The 20,207-nt window shown below is 66.7% G+C and carries 19 protein-coding genes; 7 read left to right on the top strand and 12 right to left on the bottom strand.

The window, feature by feature from the left end; all coding sequences use genetic code 11:
- Window positions 1-83 precede the first annotated feature (83 nt).
- Both G503_RS13770 and G503_RS15550 read right to left on the bottom strand, forming a co-directional pair.
- A complete protein-coding gene (locus tag G503_RS13770; protein ID WP_035021754.1) occupies window positions 84-473 on the bottom strand; it encodes a HepT-like ribonuclease domain-containing protein in 390 nt (129 codons plus the stop codon).
- Window positions 463-1,191 carry a nucleotidyltransferase family protein gene (locus G503_RS15550; protein WP_051190931.1) on the bottom strand — a complete coding sequence of 243 codons (729 nt, stop codon included), beginning with the start codon at window positions 1,189-1,191 and terminating at the stop codon, window positions 463-465. The genes G503_RS13770 and G503_RS15550 overlap by 11 nt, the downstream gene beginning before the upstream one ends.
- Window positions 1,192-1,530: 339 nt before the next feature.
- Here G503_RS15550 and G503_RS0104795 point away from each other — a divergent pair, with 339 nt between their 5' ends.
- Window positions 1,531-2,037 carry a LysR family transcriptional regulator substrate-binding protein gene (locus G503_RS0104795; RefSeq protein ID WP_156891931.1) on the top strand — a complete coding sequence of 169 codons (507 nt, stop codon included), beginning with the start codon at window positions 1,531-1,533 and terminating at the stop codon, window positions 2,035-2,037.
- A gap of 52 nt (window positions 2,038-2,089) precedes the next feature.
- Here the strand turns inward: G503_RS0104795 and G503_RS0104790 are convergent, their stop codons facing one another.
- Window positions 2,090-3,025: an undecaprenyl-diphosphate phosphatase gene (locus tag G503_RS0104790; protein ID WP_084636291.1), complete on the bottom strand. Its 936-nt coding sequence runs from the start codon at window positions 3,023-3,025 to the stop codon at window positions 2,090-2,092.
- A gap of 348 nt (window positions 3,026-3,373) precedes the next feature.
- Here G503_RS0104790 and G503_RS0104785 point away from each other — a divergent pair, with 348 nt between their 5' ends.
- From G503_RS0104785 to G503_RS13755, 3 genes are all read left to right on the top strand, one after another.
- Window positions 3,374-3,826 carry a helix-turn-helix domain-containing protein gene (locus G503_RS0104785; RefSeq protein WP_028026683.1) on the top strand — a complete coding sequence of 151 codons (453 nt, stop codon included), beginning with the start codon at window positions 3,374-3,376 and terminating at the stop codon, window positions 3,824-3,826.
- Window positions 3,827-3,899: 73 nt separating this feature from the next.
- On the top strand, window positions 3,900-5,027 hold the full coding sequence (locus G503_RS0104780) for a hypothetical protein (protein ID WP_028026682.1): 1,128 nt from the start codon (window positions 3,900-3,902) through the stop codon (window positions 5,025-5,027).
- Between the two features lie 7 nt (window positions 5,028-5,034).
- Window positions 5,035-5,922 carry a TrmH family RNA methyltransferase gene (locus G503_RS13755; protein ID WP_051190930.1) on the top strand — a complete coding sequence of 296 codons (888 nt, stop codon included), beginning with the start codon at window positions 5,035-5,037 and terminating at the stop codon, window positions 5,920-5,922.
- Window positions 5,923-6,082: 160 nt separating this feature from the next.
- On the opposite strand, the gene G503_RS15545 is transcribed toward G503_RS13755, so the two are convergent.
- The 6 genes from G503_RS15545 to G503_RS16685 all read right to left on the bottom strand — a co-directional run bounded on the left by G503_RS15545 (window position 6,083) and on the right by G503_RS16685 (window position 11,723).
- Complete coding sequence (locus tag G503_RS15545; RefSeq protein WP_235715495.1) at window positions 6,083-7,393, bottom strand: serine/threonine-protein kinase; 1,311 nt, start codon at window positions 7,391-7,393, stop codon at window positions 6,083-6,085.
- A gap of 94 nt (window positions 7,394-7,487) precedes the next feature.
- On the bottom strand, window positions 7,488-7,907 hold the full coding sequence (locus tag G503_RS0104765; RefSeq protein WP_028026681.1) for a helix-turn-helix domain-containing protein: 420 nt from the start codon (window positions 7,905-7,907) through the stop codon (window positions 7,488-7,490).
- Window positions 7,908-8,010: 103 nt separating this feature from the next.
- The gene (locus tag G503_RS0104760) at window positions 8,011-8,691 is read right to left on the bottom strand and encodes a DUF5067 domain-containing protein (RefSeq protein ID WP_035021753.1); all 681 of its coding nucleotides are present in this window, start codon (window positions 8,689-8,691) and stop codon (window positions 8,011-8,013) included.
- A gap of 223 nt (window positions 8,692-8,914) precedes the next feature.
- Window positions 8,915-9,745: a hypothetical protein gene (locus G503_RS0104755; protein WP_028026679.1), complete on the bottom strand. Its 831-nt coding sequence runs from the start codon at window positions 9,743-9,745 to the stop codon at window positions 8,915-8,917.
- A complete protein-coding gene (locus G503_RS0104750) occupies window positions 9,739-10,524 on the bottom strand; it encodes an ABC transporter ATP-binding protein (protein WP_235715494.1) in 786 nt (261 codons plus the stop codon). Before G503_RS0104750 ends, G503_RS0104755 begins: the two co-directional genes overlap by 7 nt.
- 410 nt (window positions 10,525-10,934) lie before the next feature.
- Window positions 10,935-11,723: a C39 family peptidase gene (locus G503_RS16685; protein ID WP_235715493.1), complete on the bottom strand. Its 789-nt coding sequence runs from the start codon at window positions 11,721-11,723 to the stop codon at window positions 10,935-10,937.
- Between the two features lie 181 nt (window positions 11,724-11,904).
- Here G503_RS16685 and G503_RS0104740 point away from each other — a divergent pair, with 181 nt between their 5' ends.
- From G503_RS0104740 to G503_RS0104730, 3 genes are read left to right on the top strand one after another with little or no spacing between them, the layout of a single operon-like run.
- Window positions 11,905-12,630, top strand: coding sequence for a response regulator transcription factor (locus G503_RS0104740; protein ID WP_028026676.1), 726 nt, complete (start codon window positions 11,905-11,907; stop codon window positions 12,628-12,630).
- Window positions 12,620-14,755 carry a sensor histidine kinase gene (locus G503_RS15540; RefSeq protein WP_051190928.1) on the top strand — a complete coding sequence of 712 codons (2,136 nt, stop codon included), beginning with the start codon at window positions 12,620-12,622 and terminating at the stop codon, window positions 14,753-14,755. Before G503_RS0104740 ends, G503_RS15540 begins: the two co-directional genes overlap by 11 nt.
- Window positions 14,752-15,741: a diaminopimelate dehydrogenase gene (locus tag G503_RS0104730; RefSeq protein WP_028026675.1), complete on the top strand. Its 990-nt coding sequence runs from the start codon at window positions 14,752-14,754 to the stop codon at window positions 15,739-15,741. Before G503_RS15540 ends, G503_RS0104730 begins: the two co-directional genes overlap by 4 nt.
- Before the next feature lie 215 nt (window positions 15,742-15,956).
- Here the strand turns inward: G503_RS0104730 and G503_RS0104725 are convergent, their stop codons facing one another.
- From G503_RS0104725 to fabZ, 3 genes are all read right to left on the bottom strand, one after another.
- Window positions 15,957-16,790, bottom strand: coding sequence for an SDR family oxidoreductase (locus tag G503_RS0104725; RefSeq protein WP_051190927.1), 834 nt, complete (start codon window positions 16,788-16,790; stop codon window positions 15,957-15,959).
- A gap of 312 nt (window positions 16,791-17,102) precedes the next feature.
- Window positions 17,103-19,721, bottom strand: coding sequence for an acetyl-CoA carboxylase carboxyl transferase subunit (locus tag G503_RS13735; RefSeq protein WP_051190926.1), 2,619 nt, complete (start codon window positions 19,719-19,721; stop codon window positions 17,103-17,105).
- 7 nt (window positions 19,722-19,728) lie between these two features.
- On the bottom strand, window positions 19,729-20,190 hold the full coding sequence (gene fabZ, locus G503_RS0104715) for a 3-hydroxyacyl-ACP dehydratase FabZ (protein ID WP_235715492.1): 462 nt from the start codon (window positions 20,188-20,190) through the stop codon (window positions 19,729-19,731).
- Window positions 20,191-20,207: the final 17 nt, after the last annotated feature.

Genomic DNA, 20,207 nt, shown 5'->3' with positions numbered 1-20,207 from the left:
GATTCTCAAGGGGCAATATCGGATCGGCCCAAGACGAAGCGAGCCATCGCAGCAGCGCCACCTCGTCCCATCACCAGCGACGATCAGACATCCGATACTTCCAATTCCAGGCCGTGGTGATCGCAGTAGGCCTGACAGCCTTCGAGCAGCTTGGGGAAATCATCCTGCACCACATTCCAGATAACATCAGCGTCCACGTCGCCGTAGGCATGGGCCAGCCGATTGCGCACGCCCTTGATGGCCCGGCGCTCGAAAGCGTAATGGCCCAGTGCCTCATCGCTCAGCGATCCCGCCTCTTCGGCAACGCGCAGCACGTGCCCCATAATGGCCTCAGAGAAAAGGCGATCGGCATCCGTAGCCGGGCTTTTGAAGCGCTGCTCGGTAATGCCGAGGCGCTCGATCTGCCCCTGCGTCTCCATGATAAGGTCGAATATCTCTTGAACCCGAGCGAGATCGGTGGCCTTAGCGCTCATAGACCAGCACCTTCTCCCGCTGGATGGCGGCGGCGAGGTTGGCGTTCTTCACCTGTTTGGCCGTCACCACGTCGACGGCACGTCCGCAGGCCCGCTCCAGGTGTTTCTGGAATTGAGCCACCTCGAACAGCGTGAAGGGAGCTTCCTGGTCGTATTCCAGACGAACGTCCACGTCGCTCGCGGCGACGAAATCCCCCCGCGCAAAGGAGCCGAACACATAGCCGCGCGTAATGGCTTCAAAGCGGGCGCACTCCCGTGCCACGGCGTCGAGCACCCGCGTCCTCTCCTCCTCCGGGGTACCATCCGGCGGCACCGGCACTTTCGCGGTGCCCTTGCTCGCGGGCGTGGCAGCCCCCGCACCTTCGCCTGCAAACCCCGCCGCCCGTGCACCGCCGATCCCCGATGCCGCGTTCGCGCCGCCGTTCCCCGGCACGGTCGCCCTTGCGTCCTCGAACCGAATCACGTGCGGGCAGACGGCGGCATAGCGCTCGATGAGCGCCTCTCCCTCGTAGCCCTCGGCGACGAGCCGCCGGAGCACATCGAGCGAGACCCCCTCGTCTTCTACGGCGAGCGGCTTGATGAGCAGCCCTTCGTCCGTTTGCTCAATGAGGGCGTACTCGGTAAAGCCCATATCCCGATACGCCCGGGCGGGAATGGTGATCTGTCGCTTACGGGACACTTTGATCCGCTGCGGCTGCATCTTCGCTGGCTCCGTCATAGGTCCTCCCTACCAAGCGCTTGGTACCAAGCATTTGGTATTCTAGCATAGAAATGTCCCTGACAGAATCACCGGAGGCAAAATGAGAGCTTCAGGAGCAACCGCGAATCGTCGCTCAACCTCGGACCCCATCCTTTCGATCAATTACGGCCCGGCGAATTCCGAGTGCCACATAGACGCTAAAAAGGATCGTGTAAATCGCGATAGACAATTGCGCTGACGAGCCGCCGTGGAACGCCGAGGGCAGAAGAATGCTGACCAGGCGCACGTACACCAGGCCGAAGAACACGTAGGCCCACTTCTGCACCTTCTTCGGTGCACCTGAAGGGCATCGACCTCATGCCCGATTACCTCGGCATCCAAGAAGTGATCAGCGGAAAATACGACTACGGGTTGCTGCCCCACCCCATCGATCATCCCGACCTTGCCGAGGTGCCCATCTATTCCGACTGCCCCTTCGCCTGGGTTCCCGACACCAATCCCCTGTACGGGAACGAGACCATCGCAAACGACGACCTGGCCGACTTTCAGCTGATATTTCCCTCCAATGACCCAGAGTGGGCGAACTTGTTCTCCGAGTTCGTGCGAAGGAGCATCCCGAGAGCCCGCCTAAAAGCGGTCGACGAGATGTTCATGGCCTTGCGATGCGCCGCCCAAGGCAAGGGCATCGGCATCACCACACGGGCCTGCGTGGACCCGATTGAGATGAGGGGCATCCGGGGCATTCCCCTCATCAACATGCCCTGGGGCTTCTCGTTGTGCTTCCGCAAAGACCGCGCTCTCACCCCGGCTGACCATGAGTTCATCGCCTTCATGGAGAGAGTGGGCCTCACATCCCGCCGTTAAAACGGGCCGCAACCGCCCCTATGTACCGGGGCCGACGCGCCCGCGCGACCGTCTACAGCAGCACCTTCACGCCGAAATAGGCCAGCACCACGATGCCCACGATGATGCGGTACACACCGAAGGCGGTGAAGTCGTTCTTCTTGATATAGCCCATGAGGAACTTGATGGAGATGACCGACACCACGAACGCCGTGAGGATGCCCACGATAAGCACCGCGATCTCAGTGGCGGTCATGGCCAGGCCCATGGCCAGGATATACTTGATCAGCTTCAGCACGCCCCAGCCGAACATGACGGGAATGGCCAAAAAGAACGTGAACTCGGCCGCCGCCGTGCGCGAGCAGCCGCAGAGCATGCCGCCGATGATGGTGGAGCCGGAACGCGAGGTACCGGGAATGATGGCGAGCATCTGGAAGCAGCCGATCTTCAGCGCCGTCTTCCAATCGATCTCGTCCACGGTGCGCACGCGGAACAGAGCGGCCTCGGCATCGTCGCCGTCGGTGCCCGGACCCACCTCGGAAACGCGCTCGTGGGCGCCGCGAGGCCGACGGGAAGCCAGCCAGGCCGCCTCGCGCCGGCGGTTGCGGCGCTCCAGCAGGATGAACACCACGCCGTACACGATGAGGGCGACAGCCACGGTCCATGCGTTGTAGAAGTACTCGTTGAAGAAGTCGTCCAGCGTCAGCCCGATGGCCGCCGCCGGAACGCAGCCGATGGCCACCATGCCCCACAGTCGCCAGGTACCGCGCTTCTCCGGCGCGGTCTTGCGGGGCGAGAAGGGATTCAGCTTGTGGAAATACAGGATGAGCACGGCCATGATGGCGCCCAGCTGAATGACGACCAAGAACAACTCGAGGAACTCGGGCGACACGGACAGCCGCACGAACTCGTCCACGAGGATCATATGGCCCGTAGAGGAGATGGGCAGCCACTCGGTAATGCCCTCCACCACGCCGATGAAGAACGCCTTCAGAATCTCGATGAACATATCCATGCCGAATTCGCACCTTACTCTCGGGAATGCCGCGGCGCATCCGCGACAACGCTTCTGCCCGCGCAGCGAGCCAGCGCAGGGCGACGCAAAATCCTACCATGGACGCGCGGCCCTCCCTTTACTTACCGAGAAAGTCCACGGTTCCCCAACGACGCACCCACATCTTCTGCAGGCGCCGGCAGGAAGATTCCCGAGCTCATCGACTTTTCTTGAGAGATAAGATTACACGCTTACACTATATATAAACAGATGATAAACGATTATATGGGAACGCATCGAAGCGGTCTTGCAGTGCTAGGATGGGAATGCGGGCGGAGATTCCCACCCCGGTAAGGAGCCATCATGAACGACCACATCTCTCTCCTTCACTTCGCGGCAACACAACTGCGCGCATTTTTGCGGAAAGGCCGCCGACGCGACATGGTCGCCCGACAACGGCAGCGCCTGGAGGCACTCGGCCTCACACCGCGGGAAACCACCGTCGCCCAGCTCATCTTGCAGCAGTGCAGCTACCAGGACATCGCCGAGCGCTGCCAACTCGCGCCGCGCACGGTGCAGTTCCATGCCTCGAACATCTTCCGCAAAGCCGGCGTGAGCCGCCGCCGGGAATTCGAGCAGCTCGTCAACGGCTCCGAGCCCCTCCCGCCTGCAGCGCGGGCGACGGTGCCCGCAACCCCCGCGACACCCGCCGCCGACGTGCCGCCCGCACCAATCCCGGCCCCTTCCCCGCCTGCGCCGACTTCCGCGCCCTCCGCCGTCGCAAGCGATCCCGTCGCCGCGTACCCGAAAAGGTAATGGTTGGGCAAACGTTCCCGCCGCCGATGCCCTAGGATAGGCCGCCCATGTTACCGTGAGACCCGAGAGGCCTATGACTGATTTCCTCAACATATCCCCGCGCACCGATGCCGTCCAGGAAATGCACGGCCACGGCATCGACCATCCCCACGACACCTGGGTGCGAAACCTGGAGGCCACCGCAGCCCTGCTCATCGCCTTGGGCAGCCTGCTCACCTTCGCGGCCGGCGTGGGCGCCATTCCCGACGCGGGCGCGGCCCGTTGGGCCCAGGACTGCCTGTTCCCCCTGCAGTTCCCCGTGTTCTTCTTCTGCACCGGGTACCTCTACCAGCGCTACCGTACCGTGCGCACCCGCCGCGCCTGGGCACTGAACCTGCGCCGCGAGGCCGTGGTGCTGCTCGTGCCCTTCGCCGTGTTCACCCTGCTGGGCCTGGCCACCGGGTCGCTCACGGGCACTGCGCGCACCCTCACGCTGCCCGAAGCGGCCCGTGCCCTGCTCCTGGAACCGGTGGCCCCGCTCGGCTACTTCTACACCTGCTTTCTGCTGTACGCCATCACCCCCACCCCCATCAGCCGCCGCAACGCCTACGGAATCGTGCTGGCCGCCGTAATCTGCAAGATCGCCATCGTAGCGCTGTGGACGCTGCCGAGCACAGCGCCTGCGGCCGCCGCCCTGCCCTACGCCGTCTCATCGGTAGCGGAGAACTGGATCTGGTTCGCCGGCGGCATCGCCATCGCGCTTCTGCGGGCACTGCCCCTCATGCGCAGCCGCGAGAAGGCCTGGGCGCTCGGGGCTCTGTGGATCGCCGCGAGCATCATCACCTTCACGGCCGGCTGGATCGGGGAAGCGTCCCATGCCATCCTGGACGCCATCGGCATCATGTGGGTCGTCTCGCTGTTCTCCACCCTGTTCCGCTCGGGCATGCAGAGCCGCTTCTACGGCTTTGCCACGCGCTACACCATGGCCTTCTGGCTGATGGCGCCCTTGTGCCTGCGGCTGTTGTTCTTCCTGCTGGTCAGCCTCGGCGTGCCGCCGGTGGCGCCCTGGGCCTGTCTGGGGCTGGGAGCGCTCGTCTGCTTCGGCGCGCCCGTGGCCCTGATGGCGGGGCTGTCGCGCCTCGGCAGCCTGGGCTTCATCGTGTATCCTGGTCGGTACCTGGCGTCGGTTCCGGCGTCCATCGCCAAGAACCCGAAACTGTAGGAGCCCCATGGAACCCACCTTCCCCGCCGCCGACGAGCGCGCCCGCGCGCACCTGGCCCCCTTCGCCACCATGACCGACGGCGAGCTGCGCGACCCGAAGCAGCTGGTGGGCCTCGCTCGGGCTTGCGACCCCACCGGCGCTCCCGACCGTCTGTCCGCGGGACTGTTCGTGGCGGAATCGGTGAACGTGATCGAGCGGGCCCTCGCAGCAGGGCACCGCCCCTTCGCCGTGCTGACCGACGCGCGCTGGGAACGGGCCGCCGCGCCGCTGCTCGATCGCATTCGCGCGGCGGCCCCCGAGGCGCCGGTCATCGTGGCCCCCACCGAGGAGGTGCGGGCCCTCACCGGCTACCAGGAGACTCGCGGCCCCCTCTGCGCCTTCCACCGCGCACCCGAGCCCGCCTTGACCGACCTGCTGGCCGGTGCCCATCGCGTGGCGGTGCTGGAGGACATCACGAACTATACGAACATCGGGGCCATCTTCCGCAGCGCGGCGGCTTTGGGCATCGACGCGGTGCTGCTCACACCCTCCTGCCACGACCCGCTGTTCCGCCGCGCCTCGCGCGTGGCCATGGGCACGGTGTTCCAGGTGCCCTGGGCGCGCATCGGCACTGACCGCGACTGGGCCGCCGAGGGCGCGGCCCTGCTGCGCGACGCCGGGTTCGCCACCGCGGCCCTGGCACTGTCGGACGACTCCATCTCCGTGGCCGACCCGCGCCTGAAAGCCGCCGACAAGCTGGCCTTGGTTCTGGGCACCGAGGGCGACGGCCTGCGGCCTGCCACGATCGCCACCTGCGATTACACGGTGCGCATCCCCATGGCCCACGGCGTGGATTCCCTGAACGTGGCCGCCGCCAGCGCCGTCGCCTTCTGGGAAACCCGCTGGGAAGGCTAAGAGACCGAGCGGGAAAGGACTGGGTGCGCGAGCGCCCTCGCGAAGGCGCCCGCAAGGCCGCCCGCCAGCCCGAGCCCGAGGCTGTCCAGCTTGCGGGTGGGCCGAAGGGCGCCCCTTCGGGCCTCGGAACCGACCTCGGAACCCCTGCGGCTCGCAGGGCCTAAGACGACCGGGTGTCGAACCCGCAGGCAGAGGCTAGAGCCGTGGTCACGCCTACCGCCAGCACGCTGGCGGCTATGAGTGCCCAGCCGAGCAAGCGCTTGCGATTGCGCGTGTCCAAACCGAGTGGCGCAAACAGCTTCGCGAAGAGCCCATCTCCCACAAGCAAAACTCCCGCACCCGTGAAGAACAACGGCCCGAAGGTCCAGTAGAACGCCATACGCAACCCCAAGGGCCAGTGGGCGTAGGTCGTGCCGGGATCGAAGGGCAAGCCGACACACGTCACCATAAACAGCACCCACAGCAGCGCGACAGCGATGCTGCGCGCCGTCCACACCTTCCCCGCGCTTAAGGGCGCGAAGCCAACGTCGGCGGCCGCGGAAGCAGACCCGCCCGCACCCCCGGCGGCCGCGGCGGCCCGCGGCGGACCGCCTTCTGGCAGCGGCGCGCCTCCCGAGCCCGCCATCGTCGGGCCGGGTGCCACCGACGCCGCGACCGTCATCGTCGGGCCGGGTGCCGCCGACGCCGCGACCGACGCCAGAAACGCCGCTTTCAGCTCACGCACCGACGAGAAGCGCGCCGCCGGATCGAAAGCGCACGCCCGCTGCAGCACCCCGCGCAAGCACGGGGGCACATCAGGAGCGGCAAAGCCGCCGGCCGCTACCGACGGATCGGGATCGCGCTCGGTCAGCAGGTAATACAGGATCATTCCCAAAGCGTACACATCGCTGCGCACGTCGGTCTGCCCGTAGCCGAACTGCTCGGGCGGCGCATAGGACCGCGTGCCGAAATGGGTGGTATCATGCGGCGCTCCGGCGCGAAAAGCACGGGCGATGCCGAAGTCGATGATAGTCAGCACCGGGCCGTTCACCACAACGTTACTCGGCTTCAAATCACGATGGATCAGCGGCGCACCCACCTCCTCGTGCAGCTCGATCACCCCATCGCACAACGACGGAAACAGCTCCGCTGCCAGGGCCAACGATCCATCGCGCGCATACACCTCGTCGCGCAGCGTGCGTCCGGCCACGTACTCCATCACCACGATCAGCTCGCCATCGCCCTCGTGCACATCGTAGATGCGAGGCAGATGGCGAAACCGCCGCCCCGCGCGCCAAGCGCCCCACAGCAGACGGTACGCGCTTCCCAAAGGCGCATCCCCGCTGATGCGCTTGCGCACAAAGGGGCCGAGCGCGGCCTCGTTGGCCCCCACGAAGGAGACCACCTCGGTCGTCTCGTGGGGCGCCACCTTCAGCACCGCCTCAACCCGATAGCATTCGTCGCGGGCCAGCGCGTTAAGATATGTCAGCAAGGGATCGTCTTCCATGGCGTCCATGGTACCAAAGAAAGCCGCTGCCCGCCGCCAAACGGCATCGGACGCAGCCTGATTCCAGCCGCGATACCGTCTAGCTAATCGTCGGCTCACCGAACCGGTAGAGCTCCTCCTCCGTCTTCTGCAGAGAATAGCCATGAGAGATCGCAAAGATAATGATGGCGTCCCGACGGTTCTTGCAGTACAGTTCGTTGGCACCGCCCGCCTGCAACAGGCGGTTCGTCTCGCGCAGAGACGCTCCCAGGGCAAACGCGATCTTCAGCAGGTTGTCGCGCGAGGCCTTGCGGGCACCGGTGAATATCTGGTATCCGAACGTCTCGTTGATACCTGCCACGCGCACCACGGCCGCGCGCTTTAACCCATGTTCCTCGAGCAGTTGGTTCAAATAGCCCGCGAGGTCGCGGCGGCCCACTTCCGCACGATCGATGAATCGCGCGGGGTCGGGCGCTTCCAGAAGCTCCGTCAGCATATCCTCAGTCAGCGGTTCCTCCACACGCCTCTTCCTTCTCCGTCGCGCCATTACCATACCCGCATCCCGGTGACGCCCCGCAGCCGAAAAGACGCAGGGCGCCGCAAGCCGTACCGCACGGGGCCGCTTAGGCCAGCGAGAACGTCTGCTCGGCCAGCAGCGTGCCGTCAAAATCGAGCAGCTCGCTCACCTCCACCGTGATGTCGCTCATGTCCCCCAGCTGATACCCGATCTCCACCGTCGTTGACGAGCCGGGCTTCACATCGCTGAGGTACGTCTCGGAATCCCAATTGCTGCCGACCGCCGTGTTCAGCTCCACGCCGTTCTGAAACACCTCGGGATGCAGGGCTACCACGAAGCTGGTCGCAACCTCGCTGTTATTGGTGAAGGTATAGGTTACCACCGCCACCGCCTCGCCCGCGTAGTCCTCGGTCACGCGGCAGCCGTCGATAGTCACCCCATAGGCCGCACTCCCTTCGTCCTGCTCGGCGGCCACCGTCTCGCCCGCTCCTTCCGCAACGCTCGCCGTCGAGCTGGCGGCAGAGTCGGCTACGGCGGCGGCGCTGGCGTACATAACCCCGGTCACCACCAACGCCAGAATGCCCAGCACCAAGCCGGCAATGGCCAGGCCCTTGCCACCCTTGGAGCCCTTCACCGTCTGCCACACCCCGATGGCGCCGAAGATGATAGACAGGAGCACGAACGGAAACGACAGCAGATTCAGCAACGGCACAAACGAACTGACCAACGCGATGATACCCAGCACCAGCCCTGCAACTGCCATCCCCGAGGTCGGCTTCTTCTCCATGATGATTCCCTTCTTCTCTGAGAGATAATCCTCCTGATAGACAAGAAGTGAGGGTATCGGTTCTGCCTCGGCGTTTCATTAGCTGCCAGCTAAGATCGGGCCACATCAATCCCAGGTTCCCGCAGACGGAGACGATCCCGGACGGACTGGCAGGCGGACGCGAGCAAGTTGAGACCGCCCCCGCGTGATGGACGCTCGCAGCGGAGGAGACCTCGCAGCAGCTTTAGCTCAAGTCGATTTTCGTCCGCAGAAGATGGGCCGACAGGGCCAGACCGCCCGCGGCCACGCCGATGTTCGCGAGGGTCTGCACCAGCGACACGACCGTCAGGGCGACATTCCAGGACACTACATCGCCGGCCATGGCCAAAACCCCCGCAATGGAGAAGACCAGCGCAATCGCCCATCCCACGGCCAGGTACACGCCCACGGCGGCGGCCACCTTGTGGCGGCGGGCCCACCAGGCGCCCAGCGTCAGGCTGCAAAATGCCAGGCCAAGAGCATAGGCGCAGGTCACCAATGTGTTCACGATGCCGCCCAGCGCGCTGGCAACATCGCCGTCGGCCACGAACGCGCCCCAGCCTCCCATGATGGAGAGCATGCCCGCAACGGCATCTACGTCGCCGCCGCTGACGGCCAGCACCATCAAGGTGTACATCAGCAGCGCCCCCAGGGCAAGGGCGACGAGCAGCAGATAGGCGACCCAGAACTTCGCCATGACCAGCGTGCCCGCGCGCACGGGCAGGGTAAGGGTCAGATAGCCCTCATCGGTGAATAAGGTGCGGTAGAAGCGCATCGCCACGAACACGTAGAACGCCGCCACGGCCGCCCCCACGAGAAAGCCGCAGAACAGGGCCGCCATGAAGAGCACTGCCGTGGCATTGCCGGCCATCGGCGCCGCCAGGATGCCGTTGCCGCTTCTGGCCACCTCGCCGAGCGCCTGGGTCGCGCCGAGGCAGCCAGCTCCGATCATGCCGGCCGCGACCATAATCGCAACCATGATAATCGCAGGCTTCCACAGAGCCCGCAACTCGTAGGTCATCAGCTTGCCTAGCATCGGAACTCCTCTCGGAAGAAGGCGTCCAGCGTGGTGCCCTTCTCGCGCACATAGGCCACCGGCGCGTGCAGCAGCATCTGACCGTAGCGCAGCAGAATGAAGTCGTCCAGCACCGTTTCCACATCGCGCACGAGGTGCGTGGAAAGGATAATGGTGGATTGGGGCCGATAGGCGCGGATGATCGTGGACAGGATGTAGTCGCGCGCCGCCGGATCCACGCCACCGATGGGCTCGTCTAGAAGGTACAGGGCCGCGTGACGCGCCATGACCAGGGTCAGCTGCACCTTCTCCACGGTACCCTTGGAAAGCGACGCGCAAACTGACGTCGGATCCACGCCGAGCCGGCCCAGCATCTCGTGGGCCAGGGCGGTGTCGAAGTCGGGATAGAAGTCGGCAAAGTAGGCCAGCATCTCGCGCACCCGCATGGAGCGGGAGAAATAGGGGCGCTCGGGCAGATAGGACACGAGGGCCTTGCTGTCGGGGCCGACGGGCAGCCCGGCCACGCGCACTTCACCAGCCGTGGGGTGGCTCACGCCGGCGACTATCTTCAGCAGGGTGGTCTTGCCCGAGCCGTTCGGGCCGAGCAGCCCCACGACACGGCCTGCGGGCACCGACACGGTGAAGCGGTCGAGAGCCACAGCCGGCCCATAGGCCTTGGTGAGGTTCTGGCACCACAGCACGGGCGCAGCGGCTCGCGGCTGGGGCTGGGGTTGGGGCTGGGGCGCCGCGGCGGGCGCAGGTTGGGGCGGCACCGAGGGCGCGGAAACGACGGAATCCACGGTGGCCTCCTTTCTCTTAATGAGCCGTGGGGCCATTCTACCCGCCGAGCCAAGCCTAAGTGCGCCGCCCACCAAATGAGCAGCGCAGTTTCACACCGCCCGTGTGCTCTTTTGCAGCCCGCGACTTTTCTCAAACGACAGAAATGACGTTTGAGCGAGTCTGCGCGTGGGAAAACGTGCGCAAAATGACGTTTGGGCGAGGTTTCGGCGGTCGAACCCCGCGTCTCCCCTCGCTCAAACGTCATTTCTGTCGTTCGGCAACGGCATTCAGCCGCCCCGCGCCGCGCAGCCGCCCAGCGCCGCACAGCCGCGCAGCCGCCCAGCGCCGCACAGCCGTCCCGCGCCGCACAGCTACCCGGAATCGCCCGGCAGCCACCAGCAACCCCGCACCTGTACTTCCCCAGTACGCCCTAGGCGCGCTGGAAGGCCCACAGGTTGCGGCACTGGCCGAGGATGCGGTCCACCTCCCAGGTCTTCGCGCTGTTGGCGGGGCTGTTGGGGTCGTGCACCACCACGCCGCCGTCGTCGGCCACCCCGGCCAGCACGATGAAGTGGCCCGTCGTGGTGAAGTCGCCCGGGCCCACCGAGCAGATCACCGGCTGGCCAGAGCGCAGGGCATTCAGCACCTGCCCCGCATCAGGCGACAGCTCGCGGGAAGCCAGGCCCAGCTGGGCGGCACCGTCGCGCATAAAGCGCCAGGCGGTCATGCCTTCTTCCACGTAGCCGCCGCTCTCGCTGAAGGCCGCCATGGCCTCGGGATCGTAGTCGGTCTTGCCCGTCAGCACCACGTACACCATGGCCAGACTCGTGGGACCGCAGCCGGCCTCGGCCACATCCGTCCCGGCATAGGGCGCCGACGACCAGGTGGGGTCGATCTGGTAGAGGTAGGGCACCTCGCCGGCGCGCCACTCGCTGCGGGGCGTGCTGGCCGCCTCTGAGCCGTCGCCGGGCCGCGCCGGCTCGGCCGAGGCCGCCAGGGCCTGGCTCGCATCGCCCGGGCCGCCCAGATACAGCGAGGCCAACTGGAACGCCGCGATCAGCAGGAACACCGCCAGCCCGATAGCACCCACCAGGGGCACCACGCGCATGCCCTGGCGCACGGCCAACGGGCGCGGCGGTGGCCAGGCGTCACGCGAATAGGGGTTCACCGGCCTTTCCAGAGACGCGGCTTCGGTGCAAGAATGGGTGGCGGCGTTCATGGCTATTCCTCCTCGGTCGCACGGTCGTCTTCGCATGGCCCCACCCTACCGAGAGCGCCGCTTACGAGTCCCATAGCAAATGCTGACATTTCCGGCAGGCCCCTTAACTTTTCCTTAAAGCCCCTGGTCGAGTTTGCCGCGCCCCACCACGGGCAGCACAAAGTCGCGTACAATGCAGCCCATGGAGAAGAAAGCACATATTCTCGTCGTTGACGACGAACAGGCCATCGCCGATCTGGTGGTGAACCTGCTGGTGGGCGAGGGCATGGACGCCCTGGCCTGCTACAGCGGGCAGGCCGCCCTGGACATGCTGGCACGCACTCCCTTCGATCTGGCCATCGTGGACATCATGATGCCCGGCATCGACGGCTTCGAGCTGTGCGTGCGAGCGCGGCAGATGATGGACATTCCCGTCATCTTCCTGTCGGCGAAAGACGAGGAGGCCGACCAGGTGGTGGGCTTCACCCTGGGCGCCGAGGACTACATCACCAAGCCCTTCCGTCCCCGCGAGCTGGTGGCTCGGGTGAAGGCGCGTCTGCGCCGCCGGTCCGCGGCGGCCGCCCCCGCCTCATCTACCCTGCTCGCCGCCGGCGCCATCGAAGTGGACCTGCGCACCCATCTGGCCACGCTGCACGGCGAGCCTTTACACCTCACGCCCAAGGAGTTCGCCATCCTGGCCCTGCTGGCCCAGTCGCCCGGTTCCCCCGTGTCGGCCTCCGACCTGTTCGAGGGCGCCTGGCACGAGCGCTTCGATGACGCCGCAGCCAACACCGTCATGGTGCACATCCGCCGCCTGCGCAAGAAGCTGGCCGCCATCGACGGGTCCACCACATTCATCGAGACAGCCTGGGGCGTGGGCTACAAGCTGCGCGGCGGCCCGGGCACCTGCGGCGGCCATGGCGCTTAAGACCGACCAGGCCAAGGTGCTGCGCCGCCGCGTGCTCGGCGGCCTCGCACGCAATCTCATCCTGTTCACCGCTGCCTTTCTGGCCGTGGGGCTCGCACTGGAAGCCCTCGTCGTACCCCGCATCGCCGAGGAGGTAGCCGATTCCACCTCGGTATGGCGGTCGCTGAATTCCACCGAGCAGTTCAACACGGCCCTGGCGGAATACGGCCTTCTGGACACCGATCTGTTCGCAAACGAGGCAAAAGACATGGCGCAAGAGGGCTTCTCGACCAAAGCCGGCAGCATCAGCGCCGCGACCAGCGAGCTGGACGCCCTCAACCGGGCCATGGAAGCGTACACCGATGCCGTGGCCGCGGGCACGCCGGCTTCTGAGGCGGCGCGGGCCGTGCTGGAGACCTATCTGCAGGGCACGGCCCTCTACACCATCGTCGATGCTCAAGTGGGCGATATCGAAACCGACGACAGCAACGCCGTCAAAGTAGAGGAGAGCGGCTCCGGGAAGACGACCGACGAAAGCGACAACGGAAGCGCAGGGGCAGACAGCGGCGCAGATGCGGGCACTGCATCGGGCGAAGGCGTCCCCGCCGAGCCCGTTCCCTTCATTGCCTATGACGCCATCTTGAGCGCTGCGGGCATCGATCCGCCCCAGGCCAGCGTCGCCGAAGGCTTCGCCGCCCTGCGCGTGAGCGCGCGCATCCAAGAGCTCGGCCTAGTCCTGGACGTGCCGTCGGGCATCGAGACCGATCCAGTGACCATCATGACGAACGCTGCCCTGCTCGGCATGGGCAATGCCGAGCTCTACGACATCTTGGACACGGTCTATCCCGTGTCCCAGGCCGAGGCCTACAGCCAGTGGACGATGCTGCCCCCCGCCGACCAGGCCCGCGCTGTAGGTCTTTCTGCCAGCGAGCCGGTCTGGCAGGTGGAGCGCAGCACCCAAGGCACCTATGAGGTGCGCGACATCGCCACCTACACGTTCGTGAAGTCGTTCAAGCTGCCCTTGGCCCTCATCGTGTTCGTGGCCGGCTGGCTCATCATCGTCTTTCGCGCACTCAACCGCTCGCTGCGCTACTTCGACGCCCTGTCGGAGGCCGTGGGGAAGGTGATCGGCGACAAGGACGCCCCCATCGAGCTGCCCCAGGATCTGTCCATCGCCCGCAACGAACTGGCGGTGATCCGCTCCCAGTCGCTGGCCGATGAACGGGCAGCAAAGGCGGCCGAGCAGCGCAAGAACGAGCTGGTGGCCTATCTGGCCCACGATATCCGCACGCCGCTCACCTCGGTGCTCGGCTACCTGGATCTGCTGCGCGAGACCACCGACCTGCCCCGCGACACCCTGCGCAAGTACGCCGATGTGGCCTACAGCAAGGCCGAGCGCCTGGAAAGTCTCATCAACGAGTTCTTCGAGATCACGCGCTACAACCTGTCGGCCATTCCCATCGAGCGCGAGACCGTGGGGGTGCGCCTGTTCTGCCAGCAGGTGGCCGAGTCGTTCTTCCCCGAGGCCTCGGCGCGCCATATCCGCATCTCGGTGGACGTAGGTGCCGCCGACCAGTTCTTCGTGGACCCCGACAAGCTGGCCCGTGCCCTGGGCAACGTGCTGCGCAACGCCGTGGCCTACGCCGACACCCATTCGGTGATCGCCCTGGCCGCCCGCCAGGATGCCCGCTTCACCACCATCACCGTGGCCAATCGCGGCCGCGAGATATCCGAGGCGCACCTGCAGTCCATCTTTGAAAAGTTCTATCGCGAAGACGGGGCGCGGGCCACGCGCTCGGGCGGGGCAGGGCTGGGCCTGGCCATCGCCAAGGAGATCGTCGTGGCCCATCAGGGCGAGATCGAAGCCGCCAGCGAGCGCGGCGTCACCGTGTTCACCCTGCGCATCCCCACGAGTCCGGAAGCCGAAAACGCTCCGGCGCGCGACGGCGGCACGCCGCGCCGCGAGGGACTGCGAGCGATGGGGAACGCCGCCGAGCGCACTGCCGGCACCCAAGGCGCCACCATGCCTTTGGGGACGGCTCCGTTAAAACCTTGTAACGCGCGCCACGGGCGACCCGCGCGGCGCGTTCCTATGAGTAATAATAGGAGCATACCCCAACCGCGACATACAAGGAGGCAACCTTGAACCCCATTCGCATCGGCATCCTCGGCTACGGCAACCTCGGCCGTGGCGTTGAGTTGGCCTGCGCCGCCAACGACGACACGGAACTCGTCGGCGTATTCACCCGCCGCGATCCCGCCACCGTGCACCCCTACGGCGAGAATGTGGCCGTGTGGCCCGCCGACGAGCTGGCTGCCCACACCGACGACATCGACGTGCTCGTGCTCGCCGGCGGAAGCGCCACCGACCTGCCCGAGCAGACCCCGGCGGCCGCCGCGCTCTACAACGTGGTGGACTCCTTCGACACCCATGCCAACATTCCGGCGCACTTCGCCGCCGTGGACGCGGCCGCCCGCGAGACAGGGCATGTGGCCGTCATCTCCGTGGGCTGGGATCCGGGCATGTTCTCGGTGAGCCGCGTGTACGCGGGCGCCATCATGCCCAACGGCGCCGACTACACCTTCTGGGGCCGCGGCGTGTCCCAGGGCCACTCCGACGCCATCCGCCGCATCCCCGGCGTGGTGGATGCCCGCCAGTACACCGTGCCCGTGCCCGCCGCCCTGGAGGCCGTGCGCTCCGGTGCGAACCCCGAGCTGACCACGCGCCAGAAGCACACGCGCGAGTGCTTCGTCGTGGCCGAGGAAGGGACCGACACCGCCGCCATCGAAGAGGCCATCGTCACGATGCCGAACTACTTCGCCGACTACGACACCACGGTCACCTTCGTGAGCCAGGAGGAACTGGATCGCGACCACGCCGGCATCCCCCACGGCGGCTCGGTCATCCGCACCGGCACGACGGGCGCCAACGGCGAGAACACCCACGTGATCGAGTACTCGCTGAAGCTGGACTCCAACCCCGAGTTCACCGGCAGCGTACTGGTGGCCTGCGCCCGCGCCTGCGCCCGCATGGCCGCCGCCGGCGAGACCGGCTGCCGCACCATCTTCGATATCGCCCCGGCCCTGCTGTCGCCCTTAAGCGCCGACGAGCTGCGCGCCACCATGCTGTAAGCCGGACAGCTGAATACCCCATCGCAAACACAGAGGGCGTCCCAAGAGGGGCGCCCTCTGTGTTGTTTCGAGCCGGAAGACCAACAGGGGGGGGAGCGCCTCCACAGGGGCGGGCTTTAGCCCACCCGAAACCGCCGAAACGCCAGCGCCCCACCGATGAGTGGGCGGCCCGAAAGCCGCCCTTACGGAGACTCCGCAGGATGCGCGGCGCCCTCCTACGCCGAGGCCAGCAGCCCCTGGGCGCCCAGGTAGGTTCGCAGGTCATCCTGCCAGGGAGGCATCGGGAAAACACCGGTGAGGGTGAGCATGAGGTCGTCCAGATGCACGGTGCGCCGATCGGCGGGGTCGTTGGTGGGGCGCAGGCAATCGGCAGGCAGGCCCGCGAGGCGCAGCACTTCTCGGGCGAAATCGGCCCGGCTCACCACGCCCTGGTCGGCACCGTGGAACACGCCGCATTCCCCGCTCTCGATAAGCGCGATCACGCATGCGGCCAGAGTGGTTGCCGACGTAGGCGACGAGCACCAGTTCTCCGCCACGGGAAAGGGCGTGCCCGTGCGCGCGGCCATGATCAGATCGGCCAGCCATGAGCCCGGCTCGGCCCCATACACCCAGTTCGACCGCACGATCACGTGCCGCGGATTCAGCGTGCGCACGAACTGCTCTCCCGCGATCTTCGACTTCGCACAGGGATTGTCTCGCGACGGCAGCTCGTCGAACTCGTTGCGGACACCGTCGCCGTCCGCGAACACATCATCTACGGACAGCTGCACCATCGTCGCCCCCACCGCCCAGGATGCCGCGGCCAGATTGCGCGCACCGAGCGTGTTCACGCGGTAGGCCTCTACGGGATGGGCCGCACAGGCGGCCTCGTCGGCCATGGCGGCGCAGTTCACCACGATGTCGGGCCGATTGATGGAGGCGTACTGCTGCACGGCCTCGCGGTCGGTCACGTCCAACTCGGTATCGGTGGTGATGACCACGAAGCGCTCGCGGTCGATCTGCCGCTCGATGGCCCGGGCCGCGCGCCCGGCACCGCCCGCAATCCACATTACCTTCTGAGGCCCTCGGCGCATACTGGCTCCCATCGACGAACTTACAGTGAGCCCAGCATAAAACAAGGGAGCCACCCCCGAGAGCGGCCCCCGCAAGCGTTGCAGGAAAGTTATCTCGCCGAGGACGGCGATGGCGAGCTTCTCCACAGGGGCACAGAACGTCTCCGTAGGGGCGGCCTTCAGGCCGCCCGCCATGGGTGGGAGACCCGCTTGAGGGCGGGCTAAAGCCTGCCCCTACGAAAGAAACACGGGAAGGCACCCCTCCCCCCACGGAGGGTGAGCCCCTACAGGCCCCGCCCGCACTACTTCCTAGAACTTCGCGAAGCGCTCTTGGCGCTGGGCGACAAGCTCCTCAGGCGAGAGGTCGGCCAGCTCCTTGAACGACTCCTTCACATAGTCGCGCACGGCTTCCACGGCGGCCTCGGGGTTCTCGTGGGCCGGACCCACCCCCTCGGAGATCACCGCGTCGATGATGCCGCCGGCCAGCACCGCGTCGGCGTTCATCTGCATGACCTCAGCGGCCTCCGGCGCCCGGCTGCGGTCCTTCCACAGAATGGACGCGAAGCCCTCCGGAGACAGCACCGAGTACACGGCGTGTTCCTGCATGGCCACGCGGTTCGCCACGGCCAGAGCCAAAGCGCCGCCGGAACCGCCCTCGCCCAAAAGCACGCTGACCACAGGCACGGTCAGCCCGGCCATGAACACCAGGTTGTCGGCAATGGCGTTGCCCTGGCCGCGCTCTTCGGCCTCGGTGCCGCAGAAGGCGCCCTGGGTGTCCACCAGGCACAGGATAGGGCGGCCGAACTTCTGGGCCTCGGCCATCAGGCGCAGCGATTTGCGGTAGCCCTCGGGCTGCGGGCAGCCGAAGTTGCGGGCCACGCGGTCGGCCAGATTCACGCCCTTCTCCTGGGCGATCACCGTGACCGGATGGCCGGAAATCCAGCCCACACCGGCCAGGATCGCGCCGTCGTCTGCGAAGGCACGGTCGCCGTGCAGCTCGATGAAGCCCTCCACGATGCCGTCGATGTAACGGCGCGCCGTGGGACGGTGCACGTTGCGGGCGATCTGCACGCTCTCCCAAGCGCTGCCGGCGGCGGCATCGGCGCTCACCCCCGACTTGCGGGCCTCGCGACGCGCATGGCGGTCCAGCTCGCGCCGGGCCGCGGCCGCGACCTCTTCCTCGCTCGCCTCGGAGCGGCCGAAGAGCTCGCCGACCACGGGCACCTTCCGCAAGAAGCCGGTGGCGGCTTCCTCGGCACGGATGCGCTCGCCCACGATGCGGGCCTCGGGCGCCACCGACACCGAGCCGTAGGCGTTCGCGCCCACTTCCAAAGCGTCCATCACGCTGTGGTAGGTGACGATGCGCGAGGGATCGGCCGGCGCGTGAATGGCCAGCAGCTGGGCCAGCACACGGCGCAGCTGGCTGCGCTCCACGATGGCGTCGATCAGACCGTGTTCCAGGGCGAACTCGGCGGTCTGGAAGCCCGGGGGCAACTCCTGTTTGATGGTATCGCGGATAACGCGCTGGCCGGCGAAGCCGATGAGCGCGCGGGGCTCGGCCAGGATGATGTCGCCCTGCATGGCAAACGACGCGGTCACACCGCCGGTGGTGGGATCGGTCAGCACGGTGATGAAGGGCAGGCGCGCAGCACTCAGGCGCTCCACCGCGCAGGACACCTTCGCCATCTGCATGAGCGAGGTGAGGCCCTCCTGCATGCGGGCGCCGCCAGAAGCGCAGAACACCACCACAGGCAGCGATTCGGCCACGGCACGGTCGATAAGCGCGGCCACCTTCTCGCCCACCACATGCCCCATGGAGCCCATGAAGAAGCCGGACTCCATGATGCCGATGGCCACCGGCAGACCGGCAATAGCGGCGCGGCCCGTGCGCACGGCCTCTTCCAAGCCGCTGCGGTCGCGCTGGTCGGCAAGCTTCTCCGGGTAACCGGGGAAGTCCAGCGGGTTGGAATCGGGCATCTGGGCGTTCCATTCCTCGAAGGAGCCCACATCCACGGTAATGGCCAGACGCTCGTCGGAGCGCAGGCGCTGCAGCGTGCCGCAGGCGGGGCAGGCATAGCCCTCCTCGATGATCTCTTCCTTGTCGAAGAACAGCTTGCACTTATGGCAGCGGCGCCAGTGGGTGGGACCCTCGTCGTCCAGATCGATGGAGAAGACCGTCTCCCAAGGGGCCTCCGACGGCTCGGCGGCCAAAGGACCGGCGGCGTCGGGCGAGGGCAGAAGCTCCATCCAGCCCATGAGCAGGGTGCCCTCGGCAGCCGGGGCGAACACGCGCAGACCGCGCTTGCGGGCATGGCGCAGGAAGTACTCGTCGCGGGCCAGGGGCGCATCAGCGGCGTCCAGGAAGATGAGCGAGGCCTCGCAGGCCTTCGCCGCCGACAGCACCGTGTAGATGTTGCCGACAAGCGCATCGGCGCTCACCTCGGCGGTGGTAGAGCCCAGGTTGTACGTGGGCAGCTGACGGCGGGCAAAGCCGTCGAGCGAGCGGTTGTCCACCGTGGCGAACACCACGTCGAGACCCGCCTGCTCCATGGGGCCCACGAAGGCGCGGGCGTTCTTCCCCGAGGCGATGACCAGGGCCTTCGGGCGCACTGGCTCACCATCGGCGACTGCGGGCGCCGCCACGGCGAAGTCGTCGCCGATGGTGGAGCGCACATCGCAGGCCACGGTGAGCGTGGCCTCTTCGGGATCGGTCACATCCTGGGCCGCGCGGGACGCGATGAGCGCCGCGGCGTTCTCGGGCAGAGCGCCCGCCGCCTCCACAATGGTGTCCAGAGCGTAGGCGACCGCCGCCTTCAGCGATGCCGACTCGGGCTCGGCGACCACCTCAGGGGCGTACTCGTCAACGGGACCCGAGACGAGCTGGCCCTCGCTGTCGAAGCTGATGTACTTGGATACCGCTTTGGCCATGGTCTCTCTACTCCTTCGGCGCGAGCACGTATTTCTGGGTGGCGGTGGCGCACACTTCGCCATCTACCGAGGCCTCCACGTCGGCCACCACCAGGCGACGCGACGACTTCACGATGGTGGCTTTCAGGGTAACCGTATCGCCCGGCACCACCTGGCGGCGGAACTTCGCGCCGTCGATACCGGTGAGAAAGCCGATGCACCCGCGCAGCTCGGGCGACTGCAGCACGGCGATGGAGGCGGCCTGGGCCAGAGCCTCCATGATAATGACGCCGGGCAGTACCGGATGGTCGGGGAAATGACCGCGGAAGATGTCCAGGTCGGTAGGCACGTCCAACTCGCCCTCGATGGACGCGCCCGGCTCGATGGCCACGATGCGGCTCACCCACACGAACGGATCGCGATGGGGCAGAATGCCCTCGATAACCTCGCGCCCCCAGGGCAGCGGGGCCAACATGGTCTCCTCAGCCATGACAGTCTCCTCTCTTC

Source organism: Adlercreutzia mucosicola DSM 19490, from assembly GCF_000422625.1.
Lineage (GTDB): Bacteria > Actinomycetota > Coriobacteriia > Coriobacteriales > Eggerthellaceae > Adlercreutzia > Adlercreutzia mucosicola.
The sequence above is the reverse complement of the archived record's forward strand: the minus strand, read 5'-3'. Positions and strand labels throughout refer to the sequence as shown.